The 26,341-nt window shown below is 50.2% G+C and carries 24 protein-coding genes, 4 tRNA genes and 1 rRNA gene; 1 reads left to right on the top strand and 28 read right to left on the bottom strand.

Translation table 11 applies throughout. The features are described from left to right. Window positions 1–8 precede the first annotated feature (8 nt). From rpsC to HC757_RS18125, 25 genes are all read right to left on the bottom strand, one after another. The gene (gene rpsC / locus HC757_RS18245) at window positions 9–701 is read right to left on the bottom strand and encodes a 30S ribosomal protein S3 (RefSeq protein WP_169565875.1); all 693 of its coding nucleotides are present in this window, start codon (window positions 699–701) and stop codon (window positions 9–11) included. A gap of 9 nt (window positions 702–710) precedes the next feature. Beyond that, entirely contained in the window at window positions 711–1,043 is a 333-nt protein-coding gene (rplV, locus tag HC757_RS18240) for a 50S ribosomal protein L22 (RefSeq protein ID WP_169565874.1), read from the bottom strand. A 15-nt stretch (window positions 1,044–1,058) separates the two neighbouring features. Then, window positions 1,059–1,337, bottom strand: coding sequence for a 30S ribosomal protein S19 (gene rpsS, locus HC757_RS18235; protein WP_006083596.1), 279 nt, complete (start codon window positions 1,335–1,337; stop codon window positions 1,059–1,061). Window positions 1,338–1,351: 14 nt separating this feature from the next. After that, entirely contained in the window at window positions 1,352–2,176 is an 825-nt protein-coding gene (rplB, locus tag HC757_RS18230; RefSeq protein ID WP_169565873.1) for a 50S ribosomal protein L2, read from the bottom strand. Window positions 2,177–2,192: 16 nt separating this feature from the next. After that, window positions 2,193–2,495 (bottom strand): 50S ribosomal protein L23, encoded by a 303-nt coding sequence (gene rplW / locus HC757_RS18225; protein ID WP_169565900.1) that lies wholly within the window; start codon window positions 2,493–2,495, stop codon window positions 2,193–2,195. Further along, a complete protein-coding gene (gene rplD / locus HC757_RS18220) occupies window positions 2,495–3,100 on the bottom strand; it encodes a 50S ribosomal protein L4 (protein WP_169565872.1) in 606 nt (201 codons plus the stop codon). The genes rplW and rplD overlap by 1 nt, the downstream gene beginning before the upstream one ends. 17 nt (window positions 3,101–3,117) lie before the next feature. Then, entirely contained in the window at window positions 3,118–3,756 is a 639-nt protein-coding gene (gene rplC, locus HC757_RS18215) for a 50S ribosomal protein L3 (protein WP_169565871.1), read from the bottom strand. 27 nt (window positions 3,757–3,783) lie between these two features. After that, window positions 3,784–4,095 (bottom strand): 30S ribosomal protein S10, encoded by a 312-nt coding sequence (gene rpsJ, locus HC757_RS18210; RefSeq protein ID WP_011635639.1) that lies wholly within the window; start codon window positions 4,093–4,095, stop codon window positions 3,784–3,786. A 336-nt stretch (window positions 4,096–4,431) separates the two neighbouring features. Continuing rightward, window positions 4,432–5,616, bottom strand: a complete 1,185-nt coding sequence (gene tuf / locus HC757_RS18205; RefSeq protein WP_169565870.1) for an elongation factor Tu — start codon at window positions 5,614–5,616, stop codon at window positions 4,432–4,434. 71 nt (window positions 5,617–5,687) lie between these two features. Continuing rightward, a complete protein-coding gene (gene fusA, locus HC757_RS18200) occupies window positions 5,688–7,784 on the bottom strand; it encodes an elongation factor G (protein WP_169565869.1) in 2,097 nt (698 codons plus the stop codon). A 75-nt stretch (window positions 7,785–7,859) separates the two neighbouring features. Beyond that, window positions 7,860–8,330, bottom strand: a complete 471-nt coding sequence (gene rpsG / locus HC757_RS18195; RefSeq protein WP_076502219.1) for a 30S ribosomal protein S7 — start codon at window positions 8,328–8,330, stop codon at window positions 7,860–7,862. Between the two features lie 81 nt (window positions 8,331–8,411). Continuing rightward, entirely contained in the window at window positions 8,412–8,786 is a 375-nt protein-coding gene (rpsL, locus tag HC757_RS18190; RefSeq protein ID WP_169565868.1) for a 30S ribosomal protein S12, read from the bottom strand. Window positions 8,787–8,965: 179 nt separating this feature from the next. After that, window positions 8,966–13,183 carry a DNA-directed RNA polymerase subunit beta' gene (gene rpoC / locus HC757_RS18185; RefSeq protein WP_169565867.1) on the bottom strand — a complete coding sequence of 1,406 codons (4,218 nt, stop codon included), beginning with the start codon at window positions 13,181–13,183 and terminating at the stop codon, window positions 8,966–8,968. Between the two features lie 84 nt (window positions 13,184–13,267). Then, window positions 13,268–17,299, bottom strand: a complete 4,032-nt coding sequence (gene rpoB / locus HC757_RS18180; RefSeq protein WP_169565866.1) for a DNA-directed RNA polymerase subunit beta — start codon at window positions 17,297–17,299, stop codon at window positions 13,268–13,270. 237 nt (window positions 17,300–17,536) lie between these two features. Further along, window positions 17,537–17,905 (bottom strand): 50S ribosomal protein L7/L12, encoded by a 369-nt coding sequence (rplL, locus tag HC757_RS18175; RefSeq protein WP_169565865.1) that lies wholly within the window; start codon window positions 17,903–17,905, stop codon window positions 17,537–17,539. Window positions 17,906–17,959: 54 nt separating this feature from the next. Further along, window positions 17,960–18,460 carry a 50S ribosomal protein L10 gene (gene rplJ / locus HC757_RS18170; RefSeq protein WP_169565864.1) on the bottom strand — a complete coding sequence of 167 codons (501 nt, stop codon included), beginning with the start codon at window positions 18,458–18,460 and terminating at the stop codon, window positions 17,960–17,962. 267 nt (window positions 18,461–18,727) lie between these two features. Continuing rightward, window positions 18,728–19,429 (bottom strand): 50S ribosomal protein L1, encoded by a 702-nt coding sequence (rplA, locus tag HC757_RS18165; RefSeq protein ID WP_169565863.1) that lies wholly within the window; start codon window positions 19,427–19,429, stop codon window positions 18,728–18,730. A 4-nt stretch (window positions 19,430–19,433) separates the two neighbouring features. After that, on the bottom strand, window positions 19,434–19,862 hold the full coding sequence (gene rplK / locus HC757_RS18160; RefSeq protein WP_169565862.1) for a 50S ribosomal protein L11: 429 nt from the start codon (window positions 19,860–19,862) through the stop codon (window positions 19,434–19,436). Window positions 19,863–19,989: 127 nt separating this feature from the next. Continuing rightward, on the bottom strand, window positions 19,990–20,541 hold the full coding sequence (gene nusG, locus HC757_RS18155) for a transcription termination/antitermination protein NusG (RefSeq protein WP_169565861.1): 552 nt from the start codon (window positions 20,539–20,541) through the stop codon (window positions 19,990–19,992). A 9-nt stretch (window positions 20,542–20,550) separates the two neighbouring features. Continuing rightward, window positions 20,551–20,922 (bottom strand): preprotein translocase subunit SecE, encoded by a 372-nt coding sequence (gene secE, locus HC757_RS18150; RefSeq protein ID WP_169565860.1) that lies wholly within the window; start codon window positions 20,920–20,922, stop codon window positions 20,551–20,553. Between the two features lie 269 nt (window positions 20,923–21,191). Then, a complete protein-coding gene (gene tuf, locus HC757_RS18145) occupies window positions 21,192–22,376 on the bottom strand; it encodes an elongation factor Tu (protein WP_169565859.1) in 1,185 nt (394 codons plus the stop codon). 113 nt (window positions 22,377–22,489) lie between these two features. Next, a tRNA-Thr gene (locus HC757_RS18140) sits at window positions 22,490–22,565 on the bottom strand. Between the two features lie 8 nt (window positions 22,566–22,573). Continuing rightward, window positions 22,574–22,647, bottom strand: a tRNA-Gly gene (locus tag HC757_RS18135). Window positions 22,648–22,684: 37 nt separating this feature from the next. Continuing rightward, window positions 22,685–22,769: transfer RNA gene (locus HC757_RS18130), tRNA-Tyr, on the bottom strand. Window positions 22,770–22,776: 7 nt separating this feature from the next. Continuing rightward, window positions 22,777–22,852 (bottom strand) — tRNA-Thr (locus HC757_RS18125). Between the two features lie 234 nt (window positions 22,853–23,086). On the opposite strand from HC757_RS18125, the gene coaA reads away from it, so the two are divergent. After that, window positions 23,087–24,034: a type I pantothenate kinase gene (gene coaA, locus HC757_RS18120; protein ID WP_169565858.1), complete on the top strand. Its 948-nt coding sequence runs from the start codon at window positions 23,087–23,089 to the stop codon at window positions 24,032–24,034. 11 nt (window positions 24,035–24,045) lie between these two features. Here coaA and birA read toward each other — a convergent pair whose 3' ends face one another. The 3 genes from birA to rrf all read right to left on the bottom strand — a co-directional run. After that, on the bottom strand, window positions 24,046–25,005 hold the full coding sequence (gene birA / locus HC757_RS18115; protein ID WP_169565857.1) for a bifunctional biotin--[acetyl-CoA-carboxylase] ligase/biotin operon repressor BirA: 960 nt from the start codon (window positions 25,003–25,005) through the stop codon (window positions 24,046–24,048). Next, window positions 24,995–26,032 carry a UDP-N-acetylmuramate dehydrogenase gene (gene murB / locus HC757_RS18110; RefSeq protein ID WP_169565856.1) on the bottom strand — a complete coding sequence of 346 codons (1,038 nt, stop codon included), beginning with the start codon at window positions 26,030–26,032 and terminating at the stop codon, window positions 24,995–24,997. Before murB ends, birA begins: the two co-directional genes overlap by 11 nt. A gap of 222 nt (window positions 26,033–26,254) precedes the next feature. After that, window positions 26,255–26,341 (bottom strand): 5S ribosomal RNA (gene rrf / locus HC757_RS18105); the annotation flags it as partial.

Genomic DNA, 26,341 nt, shown 5'->3' with positions numbered 1-26,341 from the left:
CGGCTCTCCTATTTACCACGAGGCTTGCGCTTAGGTTGCTGCTGCTTCGGCTCTTCGATCTGTGGCAGCATACCGTCCAGAACTTCACCTTTGAAGATCCAAACTTTAATGCCGATCACACCGTATTGGGTGTGACTTTCCGCAGTAGAATAGTCGATATCAGCACGCAAGGTATGTAGAGGCACACGGCCTTCACGATACCACTCGGAGCGCGCGATTTCAGCGCCGCCTAAACGGCCGCTCACTTCAACTTTGATACCTTGAGCACCGATACGCATAGCGTTCTGTACCGCACGCTTCATAGCGCGACGGAACATAACACGGCGCTCTAACTGCTGAGCAATAGAGTCAGCAACGAGCTTAGCGTCTAATTCGGGCTTGCGGATCTCAGCGATGTTAATCTGAGCAGGAGTGCCAGTTAACTTAGCAACTTCAGCACGCAATACTTCAACGTCTTCACCCTTCTTACCAATCACAACGCCTGGACGGGCAGTGTGGATAGTAACGCGGATGCTTTTCGCTGGGCGTTCGATAACAATCTTAGATACTGACGCGGCTTTCAGTTTCTCTACGAGAAACTGGCGCACTTCCCAGTCGCTGTGCAGGTTATTTGCATAATCTGCTTTATCGGCGTACCAGGTCGAGATCCAAGGCTTGGTGATACCCAGACGGATACCATTAGGATGTACTTTCTGTCCCATTGCTCTCTCCTAGCGATCTGATACAACCACAGTGATGTGGCTGGTACGCTTCATGATACGATCAGCGCGGCCTTTAGCACGTGGCATGATACGCTTCATAGTTGGACCTTCGTCAACGAAGACTTTACCAACTTTAAGCTCATCGATGTCAGCGCCTTCGTTGTGTTCGGCGTTTGCGATAGCTGAGTCAAGTACTTTCTTTACCAGTACGGCGGCTTTCTTGGGGCTGAAAGTCAAAATTTCGAGGGCCTTAGCAACAGGCAAACCACGAATTTGATCAGCAACCAGACGGGCCTTCTGCGCAGACGTACGGGCAAAACGATGTTTAGCTAAAACTTCCATCTTATTCCTCCCGTATTAACGCTTCTTCGCTTTCTTATCAGCAGCATGGCCGCGATAAGTGCGAGTTGGTGAGAATTCACCAAGTTTGTGGCCGATCATTTCGTCAGTTACGAACACAGGAACGTGCTGACGACCATTATGGACAGCGATGGTCAAACCAATCATATTTGGAATGATCATAGAGCGACGTGACCAAGTCTTAATAGGCTTCTTGTCACCCGCTTCCATCGCTTTCTCTACCTTCTTCAGCAAGTGCAGGTCAATGAAGGGACCTTTCTTGAGAGAACGTGGCATGGCGAATCCTCTTACTATTTATTACGACGACGTACGATGTACTTGTCAGTGCGCTTGTTACTACGAGTCTTATAACCCTTAGTTGGCACACCCCATGGAGTCACTGGGTGACGACCACCAGAAGTACGGCCTTCACCACCACCATGTGGGTGATCTACCGGGTTCATTGCAACACCACGCACTGTTGGGCGTACGCCTCTCCAGCGCTTAGCACCTGCTTTACCTAACTGGCGCAGCATGTGTTCGGCATTACCAACTTCACCAAATGTCGCGCGGCAATCTACTGGCACTTTACGCATTTCGCCAGAGCGAAGACGCAGAGTGGCATAAGCGCCATCACGAGCAACAACTTGTACGTAAGCACCCGCAGAACGCGCGATCTGAGCACCTTTACCAGGCTTCATTTCGACGGCGTGAACAACACTACCTACAGGTATGTTGCGCAGTGGCATAGCGTTACCAGTTTTGATGTCGGCATCTACGCCAGACTGGATCTTGTCGCCAGCTTGCATGCCTTTGGCAGCAAGGATGTAACGACGCTCACCATCTGCGTACAGTACCAGCGCGATGTGCGCAGTACGGTTTGGATCATATTCCAGACGCTCGATTTTTGCTGGGATACCATCTTTATCGCGTTTGAAGTCGATCAGACGGTAATGTTGCTTATGTCCACCACCTACGTGGCGTACAGTGATACGGCCAGTATTGTTACGGCCACCACTTTTAGATTTTTTCGCCAACAGGCCAGCAAAAGGTTTACCCTTGTGCAGGTCAGTGTTCACCACTTTAACTACGTGGCGACGACCTGGAGAGGTTGGCTTACACTTAATAACTGCCATGATAATTCTCCTTTGCTTACTCAGCGCCGCCGACGAAATCGATGTCAGCACCAGCAGCCAGAGTCACATAAGCTTTTTTCCAATCGCTACGACGACCGGTACGGCCACCTGTGCGCTTGGTTTTGCCTTTGTTAACCAGAGTGCGAACTGAATCAACTTCAACTTCAAATAGCTTGGCAACAGCAGCTTTAATTTCAGCTTTAGTTGCATCGATAGCTACGCGGAAAACTACAGTGTTGGTCTTCTCAGCGTTCACAGTGCTCTTTTCAGAGATATGTGGTGCCAGAATCACTTTTAGCAAACGTTCTTCGCGGATCATCATGCTAGCATCTCCTCGATTTGCTTCACTGCGTCAGCAGTAACAAGGACAGTGTTGAACGCAATCAGACTAACTGGGTCAAGACCCGCTACGTCACGAACGTCAACCTTGTACAGGTTGCGAGCTGCTAAGAATAAATTCTCGTCAACTTCTGAAGTCACAATCAGAACATCTTCCAGGTTCATTGCTTTCAGTTTGGCTTTCAGCTCTTTAGTTTTAGGAGCTTCAACACCGAATGATTCAACAACCACCAGACGCTCTTGACGTACCAATTCAGACAGAATGCTTTTCAGCGCGCCGCGGTACATCTTTTTGTTAACTTTTTGGCTGTGATCTTGAGTTTTAGCAGCGAAAGTTACGCCACCGCCACGCCAGATTGGGCCTTTAACACTACCGGCACGAGCACGGCCAGTGCCTTTCTGGCGCCAAGGCTTTTTGCCTGAGCCAGTTACTTCCGCACGTGTCTTTTGGCCACGAGTGCCTTGACGCGCGTTTGCAGCGTAAGCTACAACTACCTGATGAACCAGTGCCTCGTTAAAGTCACGGCCGAAGGTAGTTTCGGAAACTTCAAGAGCGCTTTGCGCGTCTTTCAATACCAATTCCATTACTATCTCCTCAGACCTTAAGCTTTAACTGCAGGCTTGATGATCAGGTCGCCATTAGTTGCGCCCGGAACAGCACCTTTAACCAGTAGCAGGTTACGTTCAACATCTACACGTACAACGTCCAGATTTTGAGTAGTAACACGCTCGGCACCCATGTGGCCTGACATTTTCTTGCCTTTGAATACGCGACCTGGCGTTTGGTTCTGACCGATAGAACCATTCGAGCGGTGCGCCAATGAGTTACCGTGAGTCATGTCTTGAGTACGGAAGTTCCAACGCTTAACGCCGCCTTGGAAGCCCTTACCTTTAGACTGACCAGTAACATCAACTTTCGCTACATCAGCGAAGATATCAACATTCAGCTCAGCACCAACTTCAATGCCCTCGCCTTCACCGTCTACCAAACGCATTTCCCACAAACCACGACCGGCTTCTACGCCGCCCTTGGCAAAGTGACCTGCTTCTGGCTTAGTGATGCGATTGGCTTTTTTGGTACCAGTAGTAACTTGAAGTGCGCGGTAGCCGTCAGTTTCCAAAGTTTTCACTTGGGTAACACGGTTGCCAGCAACTTCAATTACTGTTACAGGTATTGAAACACCATCTTCAGTGAAGATGCGAGTCATACCAACTTTACGACCAATAAGACCGATAGCCATCTCTCAAACCTCTTCTAAGGATCTCAATTAACCCAAGCTAATCTGTACGTCGACACCAGCCGCAAGATCTAAACGCATCAGAGCGTCTACAGTCTTTTCAGTTGGCTCTACGATGTCAACCAGGCGCTTGTGAGTACGAATTTCGTACTGGTCACGAGCATCTTTATTAACGTGCGGAGAGATCAAAACGGTATAACGCTCTTTGCGCGTAGGCAGTGGAATTGGACCACGTACCTGAGCGCCTGTACGCTTAGCAGTTTCAACGATTTCCGCAGTAGACTGATCAATCAAACGATGATCAAATCCTTTTAAGCGGATACGGATTCTTTGGTTCTGCATTGACCAGAGCTCCTAAAATGGACACATAAAAAATCACCCTCTAGCTTCTTCCCTATTGGAAAAGCAGAGCGAGATGATTTAACCGTTCGACTCCCAATCGGAGTCGCTGTGATAATGATTAACTTAAGCGACTAATCATTTATATTCGTCAACCTAGGTCGACGAGGGGGCCATTATACAGATCTCTAGCGCGAGATCAAGCCCACTGAGTAAATAGTCAGCAAAGTGACTGGTTACCTAAAGTGGCCAGCATTCTACAGATATTTGCCTGCCACGCCAAGCCCAAAATAAAAAAAGGAAGCCGAGGCTTCCTTTTTCAATCACTCAATCTGACGATTAAGCTACGATGTTTGCTACTACACCAGCACCAACTGTACGGCCACCTTCACGGATGGCGAAGCGTAAACCTTCGTCCATCGCGATTGGGCAGATCAGGGTAACAACCATCTTGATGTTGTCGCCTGGCATTACCATCTCTACGCCTTCTGGCAGTTCGATAGTACCTGTTACGTCAGTTGTACGGAAGTAGAACTGTGGACGGTAGCCTTTGAAGAATGGCGTATGACGGCCACCTTCTTCTTTTGACAGAACGTAAACTTCTGATTCAAAAGTGGTGTGTGGGTTGATTGAACCTGGCTTGGCCAGTACTTGACCACGTTCTACGTCATCACGCTTAGTACCACGCAACAGAACACCACAGTTCTCACCGGCACGACCTTCGTCAAGCAGCTTACGGAACATTTCTACGCCGGTACAAGTTGTCTTGGTGGTATCACGAATACCAACGATTTCAACTTCGTCACCTACTTTAACGATACCGCGCTCAACACGACCGGTCACTACTGTACCACGGCCTGAAATTGAGAATACGTCTTCGATTGGCAGCAGGAATGGCTTATCGATGTCACGCTCTGGCTCTGGGATATAAGTATCCAGGGCTTCTGCCAGTTCGATGATCTTAGCTTCCCACTCTGGCTCGCCTTCCAGCGCTTTCAGAGCAGAACCTTGGATGACTGGTAAGTCATCACCTGGGAAATCGTACTCTGACAGAAGTTCACGAACTTCCATTTCAACCAGTTCCAGCAGCTCTTCGTCATCAACCATGTCACACTTGTTCATGAACACGATGATGAAAGGTACACCAACCTGACGAGAAAGCAGGATGTGCTCACGAGTCTGTGGCATTGGGCCGTCTGTAGAAGCAACAACCAGGATTGCGCCGTCCATCTGGGCAGCACCGGTGATCATGTTTTTAACATAGTCAGCATGGCCTGGGCAGTCTACGTGGGCGTAGTGACGTGAAGGTGTATCATATTCGATGTGAGAGGTATTGATGGTAATACCGCGCTCACGCTCTTCTGGAGCGTTATCGATTTGAGCAAAGTTTTTCACTTCGCCACCATAAGTCTTAGCCAGAACTGCAGAGATAGCAGCAGTCAGAGTGGTTTTACCATGGTCAACGTGACCGATGGTGCCCACGTTTACGTGAGGCTTATTACGTTCAAATTTAGCTTTTGCCACGATATATTCCTTTCTTTTCAGAAGAGTCCGACCGAAATCGGACTATATAACATTTATGCCGTAACTGGAAATTAGCTACGAGATTCAATAATCGCTTTCGCAATGTTTTGCGGTGCATCAGAGTACTTCAAAAACTCCATGGAGTATGAAGCACGCCCCTGGGTTGCAGAACGCAAATCAGTTGCATAACCAAACATTTCAGACAGGGGCACTACCGCATGGACCAGCTTGATACCACCGATGCCATCATCCATACCTTCTATCAGACCACGACGACGGTTCAAATCACCAACCACGTCACCCATATAGTCTTCAGGGGTAGTTACCTCTACTTTCATGCAAGGTTCGAGCAACGCAGGGTTAGCGAGTAACGCACCCTTTTTGAAGCCCATAGAACCTGCAATTTTGAACGCCATTTCATTCGAGTCCACATCATGATATGAACCATCGAACAGAGTGACCTTCACGTCCAGCACAGGGAAACCGGCGAGCACGCCGTTTTTCATCTGTTCCTGGATACCTTTGTCAACCGCCGGGATGTATTCGCGAGGAACGACACCGCCAACGATTTCATTGACAAATTCGTAACCGGCGCCCTCTTCGCGAGGCTCCAGTTTTAACCAAACATGACCGAATTGTCCACGGCCACCGGATTGGCGAACGAACTTACCTTCAACTTCCACAGATTCACGTATGGTTTCACGGTAGGCTACCTGAGGTTTACCTACGTTACACTCGACACTAAATTCGCGACGCATACGGTCGACGATAATGTCTAAGTGTAGTTCACCCATACCGGAAATCAGTGTCTGACCCGATTCTTCGTCGGTCTCAACCCGGAAAGAAGGATCTTCTGCAGCAAGTTTCTGCAGGGCAATCCCCATCTTATCCTGATCGGCTTTCGACTTAGGCTCGACGGCAATGGTAATCACTGGTTCAGGGAACTCCATCCGCTCCAAGATCACTCGGTGATCATTGTCGCAAAGAGTGTCACCCGTAGTTACATCTTTCAGACCGATAGCGGCGGCAATATCTCCGGCACGCACCTCTTTCAGTTCGGTTCTGTCATTAGCGTGCATCTGCACGATACGACCGATACGTTCACGCTTCTGTTTAACAGAGTTGTAAACCCCTGAACCTGACTCAAGTACGCCCGAATAGACGCGGATAAAGGTCAGAGTACCGACGAATGGGTCGGTTGCAATCTTAAATGCCAATGCCGCAAACGGCTCATTGTCATCTGCGTGACATTCGACTTCCTGCTCATTCTCATCGATACCCTTAATCGCGGGCACGTCGATAGGAGCGGGCAAGTATTCAATCACAGCATCGAGAACCGCCTGCACACCCTTGTTCTTGAATGCAGAACCACAGGTTGCCAGCACGATTTCGTTATTTATGGTACGTTGACGCAGCGCCTTCTTGATCTCTTCTTCCGACAGAGTACCTTCTTCAAGGTATTTATCCATCAGCTCTTCGGAGGCCTCGGCGGCAGCTTCAAGCAGATACTCATGCATCTCGGCGGCTTTGTCCGCTAAATCTGCAGGAATCTCTTCATAAGTGAAGGTCATCCCCTGGTCCGCTTCGGTCCAGTTGATGGCTTTCATCTTAATCAAATCGACCACGCCTCTGAAGTGTTCTTCTGCCCCGATATTCAATTGAATAGGTACACAAGTCGCTCCCAGGCGGGTACGGATCTGGTTCACTACGCGTTCAAAGTCTGCACCTGCGCGGTCCATCTTGTTGACGAATACCATGCGTGGAACGTGGTATTTGTCAGCTTGGCGCCATACCGTTTCAGATTGGGGTTCAACACCGGATGAACCACAAAAAACGACTACCGCACCATCGAGCACACGCAAAGAACGTTCGACTTCAATAGTGAAGTCAACGTGACCAGGGGTATCGATGATATTGATCCTGTGTTGCGCAAACTGGGCATCCATACCATGCCAGAAGGTAGTTACTGCAGCCGAGGTGATAGTAATACCACGCTCTTGCTCCTGTACCATCCAGTCGGTAGTAGCGGCGCCGTCATGCACTTCACCGATTTTATGAGACAGACCGGTATAGAACAGAACACGTTCCGTTGTTGTGGTTTTGCCTGCGTCAACATGAGCACAGATACCGATATTACGATAACGCTCAATTGGGGTTGTACGAGCCACGATTATACCCTCTCGACTAAGACGGGAGTCTTAGCAATATCAACAATGGTGTGGGCCTAAACCCACACCATCAAATTACCAGCGGTAATGAGCAAAGGCTTTGTTAGCTTCAGCCATGCGATGCACGTCTTCACGCTTCTTAACAGCAGTACCTTTGTTTTCAGACGCATCCAGCATTTCACCTGCCAGACGTAAAGCCATAGATTTTTCACCACGCTTACGAGCAGCTTCAACCAACCAGCGCATCGCCAGTGCGTTACGACGCACAGGACGAACTTCACATGGTACCTGGTACGTAGAACCACCAACGCGACGAGACTTAACCTCGACTGATGGGCGAACGTTGTCCAGGGCTGCTTCAAGGATAGTCAGATGTGCTTCGCTTTTCTTTTCAGCGACAACATCTAATGCCTTGTAGATAATTTTTTCTGCAGTCGACTTTTTGCCGTCCTGCATAATGACGTTGATGAACTTAGCCAGCAACTCACTGTGAAACTTTGGATCAGGTAGGATTTTACGTTGTCCTACAACGCGACGTCTTGGCATAACAATTCTCCGTATGCTTCAGGGACTTCCAAAACTGGAATTCTCAAAATAAAACTAGCTTGGCCTTACTTAACGGATACGTTAAGACTTAGGACGCTTAGCACCGTACTTAGAACGACCTTGGCGACGTGTAGTCACGCCGGCACAGTCCAGTGCGCCACGAACAGTGTGATAACGCACACCTGGTAAGTCTTTAACACGACCACCACGGATGAGGATTACACTGTGTTCCTGCAGGTTGTGACCTTCACCGCCGATGTACGAAGTTACTTCGAAACCGTTGGTCAGGCGCACACGAGCTACTTTACGTAGTGCAGAGTTAGGTTTTTTAGGGGTAGTTGTGTACACACGTGTACAAACACCACGCTTTTGCGGGCACGCATTCAACGCTGGCACATTAGTCTTTTCGACTTTTGGCGAGCGTGGCTTACGTACCAACTGGTTTACAGTTGCCATGTATAGCTCCGAGTCAGTTGAATCAAACTCAACGATAAGGTGTGAAAAATCTATATCCCACAAGGGTGGGACGCGGAATTTTAGAAAGGTAAAGGCCGACTGTCAAGAAATAGCCAACTTTTGCCGCGTTTTACAATAAAAAAGGCGCCATGGGCGCCTTTTTATAACAAACCTATGACTTATTCCTGGCTTCCCGCGAGGTTTAAGAGATCGGCCAGATTCTGCTCGGCTTCGCTGGCAGTAATCTTAGGTGTTTCCACAGGCGTAGCGGCTTGGGCGCGCGCTTCGTTGCGGGTCTTGTGATAAGCGTAACCTGTACCGGCTGGGATCAGACGGCCAACGATAACGTTCTCTTTCAGACCACGTAACTGGTCGCTCTTACCACCTACGGCGGCTTCGGTCAGTACGCGCGTAGTTTCCTGGAACGAGGCGGCTGAGATGAAGGACTCTGTCGCCAGAGATGCCTTGGTAATACCCAGCAGTTCACGTTCGAAGGTCGCAGGGACCTTGCCTTGGGCCTCGAGTTCGCGGTTAGCGATCTTGACGCGTGACACTTCGACCTGCTCGCCTTCGAGGAACTCGGTATCACCGGCAGAGGTGATCAGGCACTTACGCAGCATCTGACGGATGATCACTTCGATATGCTTATCGTTGATCTTCACGCCCTGCAGACGGTATACGTCCTGTACTTCATTCACTATGTAGTTGGCTACGTTATGAATGCCGCGCAGACGCAGGATGTCATGTGCCGCTTCCGGACCGTCGGCAATAACTTCACCACGTTCGACTTTTTCACCTTCGAACACGTTCAGGTTACGCCACTTAGGGATCATCTCTTCGTAGTGCTCACCGCCTTCGGCAGGAGTGATCACCAGACGACGCTTGCCCTTGGTCTCTTTACCAAAGGAGATGGTACCCGAGATCTCGGCCAGAATGGCAGGCTCTTTCGGCTTACGCGCTTCGAACAAGTCGGCTACCCGTGGCAGACCACCCGTGATGTCGCGTGTCTTGGAAGATTCCTGCGGGATACGAGCCAACGCATCACCGACGCTGATTTGCGCGTTATCTTCCAGGTTGACGATCGCACTGCCAGGCAGGAAGTACTGTGCCGGTACATCGGTACCAGGGATCATCAGATCAGAACCATCGGCGCCAAGCAGACGTATCATTGGGCGCATTTCTTTACCCGCTGAACCACGCTGACCTACGTCGAGGATCACGATAGATGACAGGCCCGTCAGTTCGTCTGTTTGACGTGTCATGGTGACACCGTCAATCATGTCAACGAACTTGATACTACCCGCCACTTCAGAAATGATTGGGTGAGTATGGGGATCCCAGTTAGCTATGATATCGCCGGCTTCGAGTCCTGTGTCTTCCAGCTTCTCGAGCACGGTACCGTAAGGCACCTTATAACGCTCTTTCTCACGACCCAGCTCATCTATGATGGCCAGCTCAGAAGAACGAGAAACGATAACCAGCTTACCGTCGCTGTTGGTAACATGCTTGGCGTTGTGCAGCTTCAAGGTACCGGCGTTTTTCACCTGAACGTTGTTTTCTGCAGACGCACGTGATGCCGCACCACCGATGTGGAAGGTACGCATCGTCAGCTGTGTTCCTGGCTCACCGATTGACTGGGCAGCAACAACACCTATGGCTTCACCGTGATTGATGATGTGGCCACGGGCCAAGTCACGACCGTAACAGGCGGCACAGACACCGAAATCGGTATCACAACTGATCACCGAGCGAACTATGACTTCGTCGATCGAGTGCTCTTCCAACTTGTCACACCAGGCTTCATCGAGCAGAGTATTGCGCGGCGCCAGGATCTCTTCACTACCTGGGTAGTAGACATCCAGGGCAACCACACGACCCAGTACACGCTCGCGCAGCGGCTCAACAACATCACCACCTTCGATCAGCGGTTTCATTGTCAGGCCTTCGAAGGTGCCACAATCGTCTTCGATAACAACCAAATCTTGTGCAACGTCAACCAGACGACGCGTCAGGTAACCCGAGTTCGCTGTCTTCAATGCGGTATCGGCCAGACCTTTACGCGCACCGTGAGTAGAGATGAAGTACTGGAGTACGTTCAGACCTTCACGGAAGTTCGCCACGATGGGGGTTTCGATGATGGAACCATCGGGTTTCGCCATCAGACCACGCATACCCGCCAACTGACGTATCTGAGCGGCACTACCACGAGCGCCCGAGTCGGCCATCATGTAGATGCTGTTAAACGAGGCTTGCTTCTCTTCGACACCATCACGGTTAATCACTGTCTCGGTTGACAGGTTTTCCATCATGGCCTTAGAGACTTTCTCGTTGGCACTGGCCCAGATATCGATGACCTTGTTGTAACGCTCACCTGCGGTAACCAGACCCGATTGGAACTGTTCCTGGATTTCCAGTACTTCAGCTTCGGCGTCGGCAACCAAGGTGTACTTCTCATCCGGGATCACCATGTCGTCAATACCGACAGAGGCACCTGAGATAGTCGCGAAACGGAAACCCGTGTACATCAGTTGGTCGGCGAAGATAACGGTATCTTTCAGACCCAATTGACGATAGCAGGTGTTCAACAGCTTGGAGATCTGCTTCTTGCCCATGTTCTGGTTAACCAGATCGTAGGACAAACCGGCCGGCAGAATTTGCGACAGCAGTGCACGGCCGACTGTGGTATCTACGATACGACGGGCTTCGCTGCGATCACCATTGTCTGCAATGATGGTTTCGGTAATACGTACCTTAACGCGGGCATGCAGTTCGGCGGCGCCGGTTGCATAGGCTTTCTCGACTTCGGCAACCGACATGAATGACATGCCTTCACCGCGGCCGTTGATGCGCTCACGACTGGTGTAGTACAGACCCAATACCACGTCTTGAGACGGGGTGATGACGGGCTCGCCGTTGGCGGGTGACAGGATGTTGTTGGTAGACATCATCAGGGCACGGGCTTCGAGCTGGGCTTCCAGGGTCAAAGGTACGTGTACCGCCATTTGGTCGCCGTCGAAGTCGGCGTTGTAGGCCGCACACACCAGTGGGTGTAATTGGATCGCTTTACCTTCGATCAGGACCGGCTCGAACGCCTGGATACCCAGTCTGTGCAGTGTTGGTGCACGGTTGAGCATCACTGGATGTTCGCGGATCACTTCATCCAGTACGTCCCATACTTCCGCCACTTCACGCTCGACCATCTTCTTGGCCGCTTTGATGGTAGTGGCTAAACCACGACCTTCCAGCTTGCCATAGATGAAGGGCTTGAACAGCTCGAGTGCCATCTTCTTGGGCAGACCACATTGATGCAGACGCAGTGTCGGACCTACGGTAATCACCGAACGGCCAGAGTAGTCAACACGCTTACCGAGCAAGTTCTGACGGAAACGACCTTGCTTACCTTTGATCATATCGGCCAAAGATTTCAGCGGACGTTTGTTGGAGCCTGTGATGGCACGACCGCGACGACCGTTGTCCAGCAGAGCATCGACCGACTCTTGCAGCATACGCTTTTCGTTGCGTACGATAATGTCAGGCGCGGCCAGATCCAGCAGGCGCTTCAAACGGTTGTTACGGTTGATCACCCGGCGATACAGATCGTTCAGATCTGAGGTCGCGAAACGGCCACCGTCCAGCGGTACCAGCGGACGCAAGTCAGGTGGCAGCACGGGCAGCACTTTGAGGATCATCCACTCCGGCTTGTTGCCGGAAGTATAGAAGGCTTCCATCAGCTTGAGACGCTTGGTCACTTTCTTGCGACGTGTCTCTGAGTTGATCGATGGCAGCTCTTCACGCATCTGCTCGATTTCTTTTTCGAGATCTATGGCGCGCAGCAATTCGAGCACCGCTTCGGCACCCATCTTGGCTTCGAACTCATCACCATACTCTTCCAGCGCATCCAGATAGGTTTCTTCTGTCAGCATCTGGCCGCGTTCCAGGCTGGTCATGCCAGCTTCGATCACGACGAAAGATTCGAAATAGAGTACGCGTTCTATGTCACGCAGCGTCATATCCAGCATCAAACCGATACGGGACGGCAGTGATTTCAAGAACCAGATGTGGGCAACTGGGCTCGCCAGTTCGATATGACCCATACGCTCACGGCGCACCTTGGTCTGGGTGACTTCGACGCCACACTTCTCACAGATCACACCGCGGTGCTTCAGACGCTTGTACTTACCGCACAAACATTCGTAATCTTTGACCGGGCCAAAGATGCGCGCACAGAACAGACCTTCGCGCTCGGGCTTGAAGGTACGGTAGTTGATGGTTTCTGGCTTCTTAACTTCACCAAATGACCAAGAACGAATGAGATCAGGTGACGCCAGGCCAATCTTGATACCATTGAATTCTTCAGTCTTGCTTTGCTGTTTCAGAAACTTTAATAAGTCTTTCACGTTTCTCTCCTGAAGGAGTTGAACCTGGTGCCCCGCTCTCGCGGAGCACCAATTCGTTAACCACACATTGCCATAAGGCTAAGCTTATTCTTGATCCAACTCGATATTAATACCGAGTGAACGGATCTCCTTCAGCAATACGTTGAAGGACTCTGGCATGCCTGGTTGCATCTGATGGTTACCGTCGACGATGTTCTTATACATCTGAGTACGACCGTTAACGTCATCCGACTTCACAGTGAGCATTTCTTGAAGCGTATAAGCGGCACCATAAGCTTCCAGTGCCCACACTTCCATCTCACCGAAACGCTGACCACCGAACTGAGCTTTACCGCCCAGAGGCTGCTGAGTAACCAAGCTGTACGAACCGGTAGAACGGGCGTGCATCTTGTCATCAACCAAGTGGTTCAGTTTGAGCATGTACATGTAACCAACAGTTACCTGACGCTCAAATTCGTTACCGGTACGACCATCAAACAGCTTCAACTGGCCAGAAACTGGCAAGCCTGCAAGTTCAAGCATCTGCTTGATCTCTTTCTCTTTGGCACCATCGAAGGCCGGGGTTGCAATCGGGATACCGCCTTTCAGGTTAGTCGCAAGACGCATCACTTCATCATCGGTGAATGAATCTATGTCGACGCGCTGCTGCACTTCGTCACCCAGTTCATACACTTGCTTGATGTAACCACGCAGTTCGGCCAGTTCGCGTTGCTCTTCCAGCATGGCGGTAATCTTGTTACCTATGCCTTTAGCCGCTGCGCCCATATGGACTTCGAGAACCTGACCTATGTTCATACGTGATGGTACGCCGAGTGGGTTCAATACGATATCCACTGGGTTACCCTGCTCGTCGTATGGCATGTCTTCGATTGGGCAAATCTTGGAGATAACACCCTTGTTACCGTGACGACCCGCCATCTTGTCACCAGGTTGGATGGTACGCTTAACCGCCAGGTAAACCTTGACGATCTTGAGTACGCCCGGCGCCAAGTCATCACCCTGAGTGATCTTGCGGCGTTTGATCTCAAACTTCTTGTCGAAGTCGGCTTTCAGCTCTTCGTGCTGTTCGGCCAACTGCTCGAGTTCAGTCTGCTTGGTTTCGTCATCGATAACCTGAACCAGTACGTCTTTACGTGGCAGATCAGCAATTTGTGCTTCACTGTAGCCGGCGCTCAGCAGCAGGTTACGGGCACGTCCCAAGACACCTTCTTCAAGGATCTTGAACTCTTCGCCCAAGTCTTTACGAGCCTGGGCTATGTGCATCTCTTCGATTTCAACGGCACGCTTGTCTTTCTCAACGCCGTCACGGGTAAATACCTGGACGTCGATGATGGTACCTTTAACAGAGTTAGGTACCCGCAGTGAGCTGTCTTTAACGTCAGACGCTTTTTCACCGAAGATGGCTCGCAACAACTTCTCTTCCGGTGTCAGCTGAGTTTCACCCTTAGGTGTTACCTTACCGACCAGAATGTCGCCGCCTTTGACTTCGGCACCTATGTAAACGATACCTGACTCGTCGAGTTTCGACAGCGCAGACTCACCTACGTTGGGAATGTCGGCGGTGATTTCTTCGCTACCCAACTTGGTATCACGAGCGATACAAGACAGCTCCTGAATGTGGATAGTAGTAAATCTGTCTTCCTGAGCGACACGCTCGGAAATCAAGATCGAATCTTCGAAGTTGTAACCGTTCCAAGGCATGAACGCGATACGCATGTTCTGCCCAAGGGCCAAGTCACCCAAGTCGGTTGAAGGACCGTCGGCCAACACGTCACCGCGTACCACAGGATCACCAACGGAACAGCAAGGACGTTGGTTGATACAGGTGTTCTGGTTCGAACGTGTGTACTTGGTCAGGTTGTAAATGTCGATACCGGCTTCGCCTGGACGCAGCTCATCTTCATTGACTTTAACCACGATACGGCTGGCATCGACATAATCGACAAAACCACCACGTTTGGCAGCCACAACCACACCGGAATCCACAGCCAGAGTACGCTCAATACCTGTACCTACCAGCGGCTTCTCTGAGCGCAATGTCGGTACGGCCTGACGTTGCATGTTCGCACCCATCAAGGCGCGGTTAGCATCGTCGTGCTCGAGGAAGGGGATCAGCGACGCAGCAACAGAAATGATCTGTTGTGGCGAAACGTCCATGTATTGAATGTCGGCGGCGCGCATAAAGGTAGATTCACCCTTATGACGACAGGCGATCTGTTCTTCAACCATGCGGCCATTGGCATCGACTTCGATGTTTGCCTGGGCGATCACATAACGACCTTCTTCGATCGCCGACAGATATTCAACCTCGTCGGTGATGACGCCATCCACTACCTTGCGGTAAGGGGTTTCCAGGAAGCCGTATGAGTTGGTGCGGGCAAAGCTTGCCAGCGAGTTGATCAGACCAATGTTTGGACCTTCAGGAGTCTCGATTGGACACAGACGACCATAGTGAGTTGGGTGTACGTCGCGGACTTCGAAGCCGGCGCGCTCACGGGTCAAACCACCTGGGCCAAGCGCAGAAATACGACGCTTGTGGGTCACTTCCGACAGCGGGTTGTTCTGATCCATAAACTGTGACAGCTGAGAAGAACCGAAGAACTCTTTCACCGCGGCAGAAATTGGCTTGGCGTTGATCAGGTCTTGTGGCATCAGCTCGTTCAGATCGCCCAAAGACAGACGCTCACGCACGGCGCGTTCAACACGCACCAGACCGACGCGGAATTGGTTCTCGGCCATTTCACCGACGCTACGAATACGACGGTTGCCCAAGTGATCTATGTCATCGACTTCGTCGAAACCATTACGGATATGAATGATGTTCTTCATTACCGCAACTATGTCTTCTTTAGACAACACGCCTGTGCCGACTTCATCATCTATGCTCAGACGACGATTGAACTTCATACGACCCACTTTAGACAGGTCATAACGCTCTTCGCTGAAGAACAAGTTCTGGAACAGGGCTTCGGCCGCATCTTTGGTTGGTGGCTCGCCAGGACGCATCATGCGATAAATTTCAACCAGCGCTTCCAAGCGGTTGGTGGTTGAATCTATGCGCAGGGTGTCAGAGATATAGGCACCGTGATCCAGCTCGTTGATGTATAGAGTGCCGATGTCCTTAATGCCGGCCAGTGACAGTTTAGCCAGGTCTTCCAGGCTGATTTCACTGTTGGCAGAAACCAGGACTTCGCCGGTATCCGGATCTATATAATCCTGAGCCGCATATTTACCAACGATGTACTCAACCGGGACTTCCAGTTCAGTGGTGTTGGTTTTTTCCAGCTGACGGATATGACGTGCAGTGATACGACGACCGGCTTCGACCAGCAGAGTACCTTCGGCATCCTTGATGTCATAGCTGGCGGTTTCGCCACGCAGACGATCGGGCGTCAGCGCCATCACCAGGGTGTCTTTCTTGATCTTGAATTCAACGCGTTCGAAGAACAGATCCAGAATTTCTTGAGTCGAATACTCTAAGGCACGCAATATGATGGTCGCAGGCAACTTACGGCGACGGTCGATACGTACGAATAAGGCATCTTTCGGGTCGAATTCGAAATCCAACCATGAACCACGGTAAGGAATGATACGTGCGTTATACAGCACCTTACCTGAAGAGTGGGTCTTACCACGGTCGTGATCGAAGAATACACCGGGAGAACGGTGTAACTGGGACACGATAACACGCTCGGTACCATTGATAACGAAGGTACCGTTGTCAGTCATCAGAGGGATATCCCCCATATAGACTTCTTGTTCTTTAATGTCTTTAACTGTGCCAGCTGCAGCTTCACGGTCAAAGAGCACCATGCGTAATTTTACGCGCAATGGTGCCGAATAAGTAACACCACGAATTTGGCACTCTTTCACATCAAATACTGGCTCGCCTAGTTTGTAGCTGACATATTGCAGCTCAGAGTAACCAGAAAAGCTCTTGATGGGAAAAACGCTACGGAAAGCGGCCTCTAGGCCACGCTCACCGGTAGGATCTTGATCGGTGAACTTCTTAAAAGAGTCTAACTGAATAGACAATAGATAAGGAATGTCCAATACCTTTGGACGCTTACCAAAGTCTTTGCGAATACGCTTCTTTTCAGAATAGGAGTAAACCATGGGTTTCCTCTGCTTACGAGATGTGACCAAGACTGAACCAACATTGAATGTTAACTCAGCACGTTTGCCCATCACCGTTGATGGCAAGAACCTAACCAGTAATCTCTGCTAGGGACTGCAAAATCTGGCGATAAACGGTGAAAAAAAATCGCCTGCGCATATAGCGCAAAAAAGGCCGACGGTTAAAAAACCGCCAGCCTTCACCCAATTACTTGAGTGAGCAAGCTAAAATATAGCTTACTTGATTTCTACTGTAGCACCAGCTTCAGTCAGTTCTTTAGCAGCAGATTCGGCTTCATCTTTAGAAACGCCTTCTTTAACTGCTACTGGAGCAGCTTCTGCCATAGCTTTAGCTTCTTTCAGGCCTAAACCTGTTAAACCGCGAACGGCTTTAATTACAGCAACTTTGTTGTCGCCGTGAGAAGTCATAACTACGTCGAACTCTGTTTTCTCTTCAGCAGCAGCAGCGCCTTCGCCACCACCAGAAACAACAGCAGCAGCGGCAGAAACGCCGAACTTCTCTTCCATTGCTTCGATCAGTTCAACAACTTCCATTACAGACATAGCTGCAAAGGCTTCTAAGATTTGGTCTTTAGTGATAGACATAACAAATGTTTCCTATTGTTCTGAATTCAATTTTATTAAGCAGCCAGCTTGAAATTAAGCGGCTTCTTGTTTTTGATCGCGCAGGGCGGCCAGTGTACGAACGAACTTGCCAGCAGATGCTTCTTTCATAGTCATCATCAACTGTGCCAGTGCTTCTTCGTATGTTGGCAGTTTCGCCAAACGATCAATTTCAGCTGCAGGGATGAAATTCCCTTCAAAGGCTGCGCCTTTAACTTCGAACGCGGCTTGCTCTTTAGCAAAGTCTTTTAACAGACGTGCTGCAGCACCTGGGTGCTCTTGAGAGAAAGCAATCAAAGTTGGGCCAGTGAACGTTTCTGCTAGGCACTCAAAAGCTGTACCTTCAACAGCACGACGAGCCAGTGTGTTACGTACTACACGTACATAAACACCATTCTCGCGCGCTTTCTTACGCAGACCGGTCATAGCACCTACAGTCACACCGCGTGAATCAGCGGCAACTGCAGATAGCGCACCTTTGGCAGCTTCGTTGACTTCAGCAACAATCGCTTTTTTGTCTTCGAGTCTTAATGCCATTGGCTTTACTCCTGGATTCTACCTAGGGTATTCCCTAGTATTTACCATACTAAATACTTATGTATTTAGTGACTTACGGTGCAGATTATCCAGTAAAAAAATTTAGCTGGGGCCTGACACCGTCTACGCAGGAAATTAAGTAAACCGTTAGGAAAACACCTGCGGTCTTGGACGGAAGCCTGTCTTCTATCGCACTATTGCGCTCTAAAAGCAGGCTTCAACCCACAAAGTGCGCGCATTATAGACTAATACGCGTGCCTTGTAAAATTAGTTAGCTGCATCCAGAGTAGCCTGGTCGATAGCAACACCTGCACCCATAGTGGTAGAGATGCTGACTTTCTTAACGTAAATGCCTTTAGCAACTGCAGGCTTGGCCTTTTTCAGTGCTGACACCAACGCTTCCAGGTTTTCTTTCAGCTGAACTGGTGTGAAATCCACTTTACCGATAGTAGTGTGGATAATACCGTTCTTGTCGTTGCGGTAACGAACTTGACCAGCCTTGGCATTCTTGACTGCTTCGGCAACGTTTGGCGTCACAGTACCAGTCTTAGGGTTAGGCATTAAACCACGTGGGCCCAAGATTTGACCTAACATACCAACAACGCGCATTGCATCTGGAGATGCGATAACTACGTCGAAGTTCATTTCACCGGCTTTAACTTGCTCAGCCAGATCTTCCATACCTACCAGTTCAGCGCCTGCAGCTTTAGCAGCTTCGGCGTTGGCACCTTGGGTAAAGACGGCAACGCGTACGTCACGACCTGTACCGTGTGGCAATACAGTTGCGCCACGAACGTTTTGGTCTGATTTACGTGGGTCGATGCCCAGGTTTACCGCGACGTCAACACTTTCAACGAACTTGGCAGTAGCCAGCTCTTTCAACAAAGCAACGGCTTCGTTGATGTCATAGCTCTTAGTACCGTCAACTTTTTCGCGAATTACGCGCATGCGTTTAGTTAGCTTTGCCATTATATTAATCCTCTACAACCAAACCCATTGAACGCGCAGTACCTTCGATTGAGCGAGTCATCGCTTCAATGTCAGCACCAGTCATATCGGTCGCTTTCAGTTCAGCAATTTCCTGAACCTTGCTACGAGCGATAGTGCCTACTTTCTGAGTGTTAGGACGAGCTGAACCTGATTTCAGGCCTGCAGCAGTCTTCAGTAAGTAAGAAGCCGGTGGCGTCTTGGTTTCGAAAGTGAATGAACGGTCACTGTATACAGTGATCACGACTGGAATAGGCATGCCTTTTTCCATTTTTTCTGTACGGGCGTTAAACGCTTTACAGAATTCCATGATGTTCACACCTTTCTGACCCAGAGCTGGACCAACTGGTGGTGAAGGGTTCGCAGAACCGGATTTTACTTGCAGCTTAATATAAGCATCAATCTTCTTTGCCATCTGACATTTCCTCAGTTTGGGTTCAAACGCGTATCAACGACATGTCGATATGCTCCCCCGAAAACAACGGGTGCGGATTATATAAAAATCCACACCCGTTGCCAAACGGATTTTGTAGTTTATTTAATCAGCCCTTTTCGACCTGACTAAAGTCCAGCTCAACCGGTGTGGAGCGACCGAAGATCATCACAGACACCTTCACGCGGCTCTTGTCATAATCCACTTCTTCAACGGTACCGTTGAAGTCGGCGAACGGACCATCACACACACGTACCACTTCGCCCGGCTCGAACATGGTTCTGTGAGTCGGTGACTCGACAGTCTCTTGCAGACGACGCAAAATAGCATCGGCTTCTTTGTCTGAAATCGGCGCTGGACGATCCGAGGTGCCACCGATAAAGCCCATCACGCGAGGGATGCTCTTTACCAAGTGCCAGCTGTCGTCATTCATTTCCATCTGGACTAGCACATAGCCAGGAAAGAATTTGCGCTCACTCTTGCGACGTTGACCGGCACGCATTTCAACGACTTCTTCGGTCGGAACCAGGATCTCACCGAAGTGCTCTTCCATACCGTGCATCTTGATATGTTCGATCAGGGACTTACATACCCGGCCTTCATAGCCTGAGAATGCTTGAACCACATACCATCTTTTTTTCGCTTCTTTAGCTTCAGTCATTCGAGGTGCCTATACGCCAGTAATAAAATTGACAATTCGCACTAACACAGCATCCATACCCCAAAGGATCAGGGCCAGAATACCGGTTGCGGCAAGGACAATAAAAGTGGTGTTAAGCGCTTCTTGGCGTGTTGGCCATACAACTTTACGCACTTCAATGTGTGACTCACGGGCGAAAGCCAACGCCTTCTTACCCTTTTCAGTCTGCAGAGCAATAAATCCAGCGATAGCGAATGCAACAATAACGCCAATAGCACGTACCAAAACGCTAGCTTCGCTATAAAGTTGATTGCCAATAACAGCAGCGGCCAGCAGTATGATCGCTATGCCCCACTTCACCATATCCAGAGAACTACCCTGGTTTTCAGTATTTGTTGTCATCGGTTGATTCCGTTACTCAATACGACCTGAGCTTAGAGCTTGGTGCCATTCCAGTATAAGATACCGGAAAGACTATTTCTCCAAACCTGCATTTCCGAACTCACCCTCGAAACGCATAAGCCCAGGGTCAAAAATCGGCCATAGATTGTATTCTGATTCAGCTTTGTAAGCAAGAACACCGGTGGATTCGGGCCGAGATCCACGATAAAAATCCGCCTCAAACAAAAAAGGAAGCCGAAGCTTCCTTTTTCAATCACTCAATCTGACGATTAAGCTACGATGTTTGCTACTACACCAGCACCAACTGTACGGCCACCTTCACGGATGGCGAAGCGTAAACCTTCGTCCATCGCGATTGGGCAGATCAGGGTAACAACCATCTTGATGTTGTCGCCTGGCATTACCATCTCTACGCCTTCTGGCAGTTCGATAGTACCTGTTACGTCAGTTGTACGGAAGTAGAACTGTGGACGGTAGCCTTTGAAGAATGGCGTGTGACGGCCACCTTCTTCTTTTGACAGAACGTAAACTTCTGATTCAAAAGTGGTGTGTGGGTTGATTGAACCAGGCTTGGCCAGTACTTGACCACGTTCTACGTCATCACGCTTAGTACCACGCAACAGAACACCACAGTTCTCACCGGCACGACCTTCGTCAAGCAGCTTACGGAACATTTCTACGCCGGTACAAGTTGTCTTGCTGGTATCACGGATACCAACGATTTCAACTTCGTCACCTACTTTAACGATACCGCGCTCAACACGACCGGTCACTACTGTACCACGGCCTGAAATTGAGAATACGTCTTCGATTGGCAGCAGGAATGGCTTATCGATGTCACGCTCTGGCTCAGGGATATAAGTATCCAGGGCTTCTGCCAGTTCAAGGATCTTAGCTTCCCACTCTGGCTCGCCTTCCAGCGCTTTCAGAGCAGAACCTTGGATGACTGGTAAGTCATCACCTGGGAAGTCGTACTCAGACAGAAGTTCACGAACTTCCATTTCAACCAGTTCCAGCAGCTCTTCGTCATCAACCATGTCACACTTGTTCATGAACACGATGATGAAAGGTACACCAACCTGACGAGAAAGCAGGATGTGCTCACGAGTCTGTGGCATTGGGCCGTCTGTAGAAGCAACAACCAGGATTGCGCCGTCCATCTGGGCAGCACCGGTGATCATGTTTTTAACATAGTCAGCATGGCCTGGGCAGTCTACGTGGGCGTAGTGACGTGAAGGTGTATCGTATTCGATGTGAGAGGTATTGATGGTAATACCGCGCTCACGCTCTTCTGGAGCGTTATCGATTTGAGCAAAGTTTTTCACTTCGCCACCATAAGTCTTAGCCAGAACTGCAGAGATAGCCGCAGTCAGAGTGGTTTTACCATGGTCAACGTGACCGATGGTGCCCACGTTTACGTGGGGTTTGTTACGTTCAAATTTAGCTTTTGCCATGGTAGTGCCTCAATCCAAGAGTCTTGGTGATGAAAACCTGCATATAGAAAAAATCCGATGCATAAAATGTCATCGAACCGATTAAATTAGGCGTAGGTGCTTTTAAGAAAGGCTGGTGCTGATAGGCAGATTCGAACTGCCGACCTCACCCTTACCAAGGGTGTGCTCTACCAACTGAGCCATATCAGCAACAAATTTGGAGCGGGCAGCGGGAATCGAACCCGCGTTATCAGCTTGGAAGGCTGGAGTAATACCATTATACGATGCCCGCGCAACCTAACTAAGGCTACCTAACTACCTAGAAAAAATGGTGGAGGGAGAAGGATTCGAACCTTCGAAGGCTGAGCCGTCAGATTTACAGTCTGATCCCTTTGGCCACTCGGGAACCCCTCCAGAAAAATGGTGCCGGCACCAAGAGTCGAACTCGGGACCTACTGATTACAAGTCAGTTGCTCTACCAACTGAGCTATGCCGGCGCATCATTTCGGAACGGGATATTAGGTAAATGTGACCATGAGTGCAAGCTAAAAACTATAAATTAGCTAAAAAAAGTCTCAAACGGTGATTTTTTATCCTCAAAGACCCTGAGCCAGAGCCAAACCTCGCGCCAAAACGCAATCGACGGCGTTAAGCAACTGCCTAAACTGTATTTACTATTGTTCACGATAATTTCATAGTGTACTGTGCCTTCCCCAAGGTGAGGAAAGCCAATGACATCTTATAACTCAATCCAGAAAGCCCTCTATTTAGCTTTTCAACGCCAGGAATGGGCACAGTTGAGGGAAGCGGTGCCTTTGACTTTGAGTGAAGCCGATCTGGCGAACCTCAGGGGGATCAACGAAAAAATCTCGCTGGCAGAAGTCACGGATATTTACCTGCCGCTTAGCAGATTGTTGAACCTGATCGTCGGTACCAAGCAGCAGCGCGGCTTGGTGTTGGATGAATTTCTGGGTCAGAAGCCCTCAAACAGCCCCTATATCATCAGCATCGCCGGCAGTGTTGCCGTCGGCAAGAGCACCACGGCCCGTATCCTCCAAGCGCTGCTGAGTCATTGGCCGGAGCATCCCAAGGTTGACCTGGTCACCACAGATGGGTTTCTGTACCCTCTGGCGGATCTCAAGCGGAAAGGCTTGCTGCAGCGCAAAGGGTTTCCCGAAAGTTACGATATGAAGTTACTGGTGGAATTTATCTCGGCGGTGAAAGCGGGAAAGTCTCGGGTAGCGGCACCGCTCTACTCCCATGTGACCTATGACAGACTCGAAGAGCAACAGCTGGTCTGTCAGCCCGACATCCTCATTCTCGAAGGCTTGAATGTATTGCAAACCGGACTGGATACCCCCGTCGATATCCGCAGCCCCTTCGTGTCTGACTTTGTCGATTTCTCCATCTATGTCGATGCCGATGAGCCTCTGTTGAAGCAGTGGTATATCGACAGGTTCCTGCAATTCAGGCAAGGGACGTTCAGTGATAAGTCCTCATATTTCCACCATTATGCGACCCTGACGGACGAGGAAGCCAAGCAGATAGCCGCCAATATCTGGGATACTATCAATGGGCCTAACTTGCAGTTGAACATCCAACCCACGCGAGAGCGGGCCCACCTGATCCTGCAAAAAGGCCAGGACCATTTGATGGATCAGGTGCTATTGCGCAAATAGGCGCATGGGCTTCAATTTGGCCTTAGGCTAATTTCCCCGCCGACATAAGCTTGCAGTCCGGCATCGGTTTCCAGCAATAATGACCCCTGCTCATCGACACCGCGGCAAATACCTTGGATCTCATTGCTTCCCATCAATAACCTCACCGGCTGGCCGTCGAACAGATCGACCGCCTGCCAGCGAGGCATGAAGGCCGGCAAGCCTTCGCGCTCAAACAACTGCAAGTCACGTTTCAGCTGTTGCTGTAATTTGATAGCCAGCTCAGTCTTATCCGGCATTGACGCTAAGTGGGACAGGTCGTTCCAGGGTTGCTCTATGGCTTGCGCCTGATTATCCGACATCGCCATATTCAGGCCTATGCCGATGATCAGCTGGCATTCGCTGTCGGCCTGGCCGCTCATTTCTATCAATACCCCGGCCAGCTTCTTATGGTCCAGGTAGATATCGTTGGGCCATTTGACCCCCAGATCCGGTACCCCAAGCTCTTGCAGCACCTTCACCAAGGAACAGGCCACTACCAGGCTCAGGCCCATGGCCTGTGCCATCCCCTGGGAAAAGCCCCAAAACAGCGAGCAATAGAGGTGATTGCCATAGGGTGATACCCAAGTTCGGCCACGGCGACCACGTCCGGCCGACTGATATTCGGCGATACAAATATCACCACTCTTCAATTCCTTGGCATGACTCAGGAGGAAGGCATTGGTACTGCTGGTTTCATCGAAATAGAAACAGCGATTGTCTATGGCTTGCAGTAGTCGAGGCTCATCGATCAGAAACACAGGGGTGGCCAACTTATACCCCTTGCCCTTGACGCTATAGATCTCGACGCCATAGGTCTCCAGCGTATCTATGTGCTTGCTAATCGCCGCCCGGGAGATCCCCAGGGCATCGGCCAATGCCTCACCCGAGACGAAGTCACCTGCATTCAGCAGGCTCAAGATGGCTCTCTTTCTATTCCAGTTATCCGACATGAGTCAGCATCCTCTCACCGTGACGTCCCATAATTCTCGGTTCAGGTTCCAATAACAAACCGAACTCTGTTCGCACCCGCGCTATCACATCCAAAGCTAACTGACAGATATCATTCCCATTGGCGCCGCCTAAGTTAACCAGCACCAAGGCTTGTTTATCGTGCACCGCCGCCGCGCCACGTCTATAACCCTTGAGTCCTGCGGCCTCGATCAACCAGCCGGCAGCCAGCTTTACCCGGCCATCATCCTGGGCATAGGCCACTATCCGGCAATGAGTCTGTGCCAGAGCATGGTAAGTCGCGGCACTGATTATCGGATTCTTGAAAAAACTACCGACATTCCCCAACGCTGCAGGATCAGGCAGCTTCTCACGCCTCACCTCGCATACACGCTCAAATATCTGTTGCGGCGTGACACGCTCGCAATCAAATTCCTGCAGGGGGCCATAACTTAACCTAGGCTGCCAATCCTTAGACAAACGCAAGCCGACCGAGGTAATGGCGGCCTTGTCTCTTAAACGTCCCTTGAATACCGAGTCTCGATAGCCGAACTCGCAGTCGTCTGCAGTAAGACGCTTAATCTGCCCATCGCTGAAATCCAGGTATTCGACCCAGTCGCATATGTCACACAACTCCAGGCCATAGGCACCAATGTTCTGGATAGGCGCCGCCCCGACGGTCCCAGGGATCAAGGCTAAATTTTCCAGGCCAGCTATGCCTTGCTGCAGCGAGTAAGACACAAGTTCATGCCAGCTCTCCCCCGCCTGCACCCGGAGGAAATAATGCTCCGCATCCTGAGTCACTTCTATGCCTTTGGACAACACCTGCACCACGGCACCATCGAAGTCCTCGGTGAACACCAGATTACTGCCGCCGCCCAGAATCAAGAATGGCAACCCCCGCTCGAGTAACGATAAACAAGTTGCGGTTAACTCGGCGGTAGAATGCACAGGATGAAGCTCGGCACAGGACTGAGCCAGTCCGAGCGTATTTAACGAGAGCAAGGAATGAGAAGAATTTAACGGCATGGGCACAAAAAATAGTCAGAAAGCGCTATTGTAACCGCTTAACGGCAGGAATGCAGCTATTGCACGGGATGACGGCTACTAATTCAGGGAAAGGTCAGCCTTGCTGAGTTCGGACTCTTTATAATCCCCATGCTCGAGCCGAGATTTCGAAAGGTGATAAACGAAAAAATCCCCAACACTGAGTGCTGGGGATTTATCGCTTCTCTTTCGAGAAAATTAGGCGCCTGGAAATGACCTACTCTCACATGGGGAGACCCCACACTACCATCGGCGCGATTGCGTTTCACTTCTGAGTTCGGGATGGGATCA

The organism is Shewanella salipaludis, from assembly GCF_012911865.1.
GTDB classification, from domain to species: domain Bacteria; phylum Pseudomonadota; class Gammaproteobacteria; order Enterobacterales; family Shewanellaceae; genus Shewanella; species Shewanella salipaludis.
Note: the sequence above shows the minus strand (reverse complement) of the source record. Positions and strands in the feature narration are given on the sequence as shown.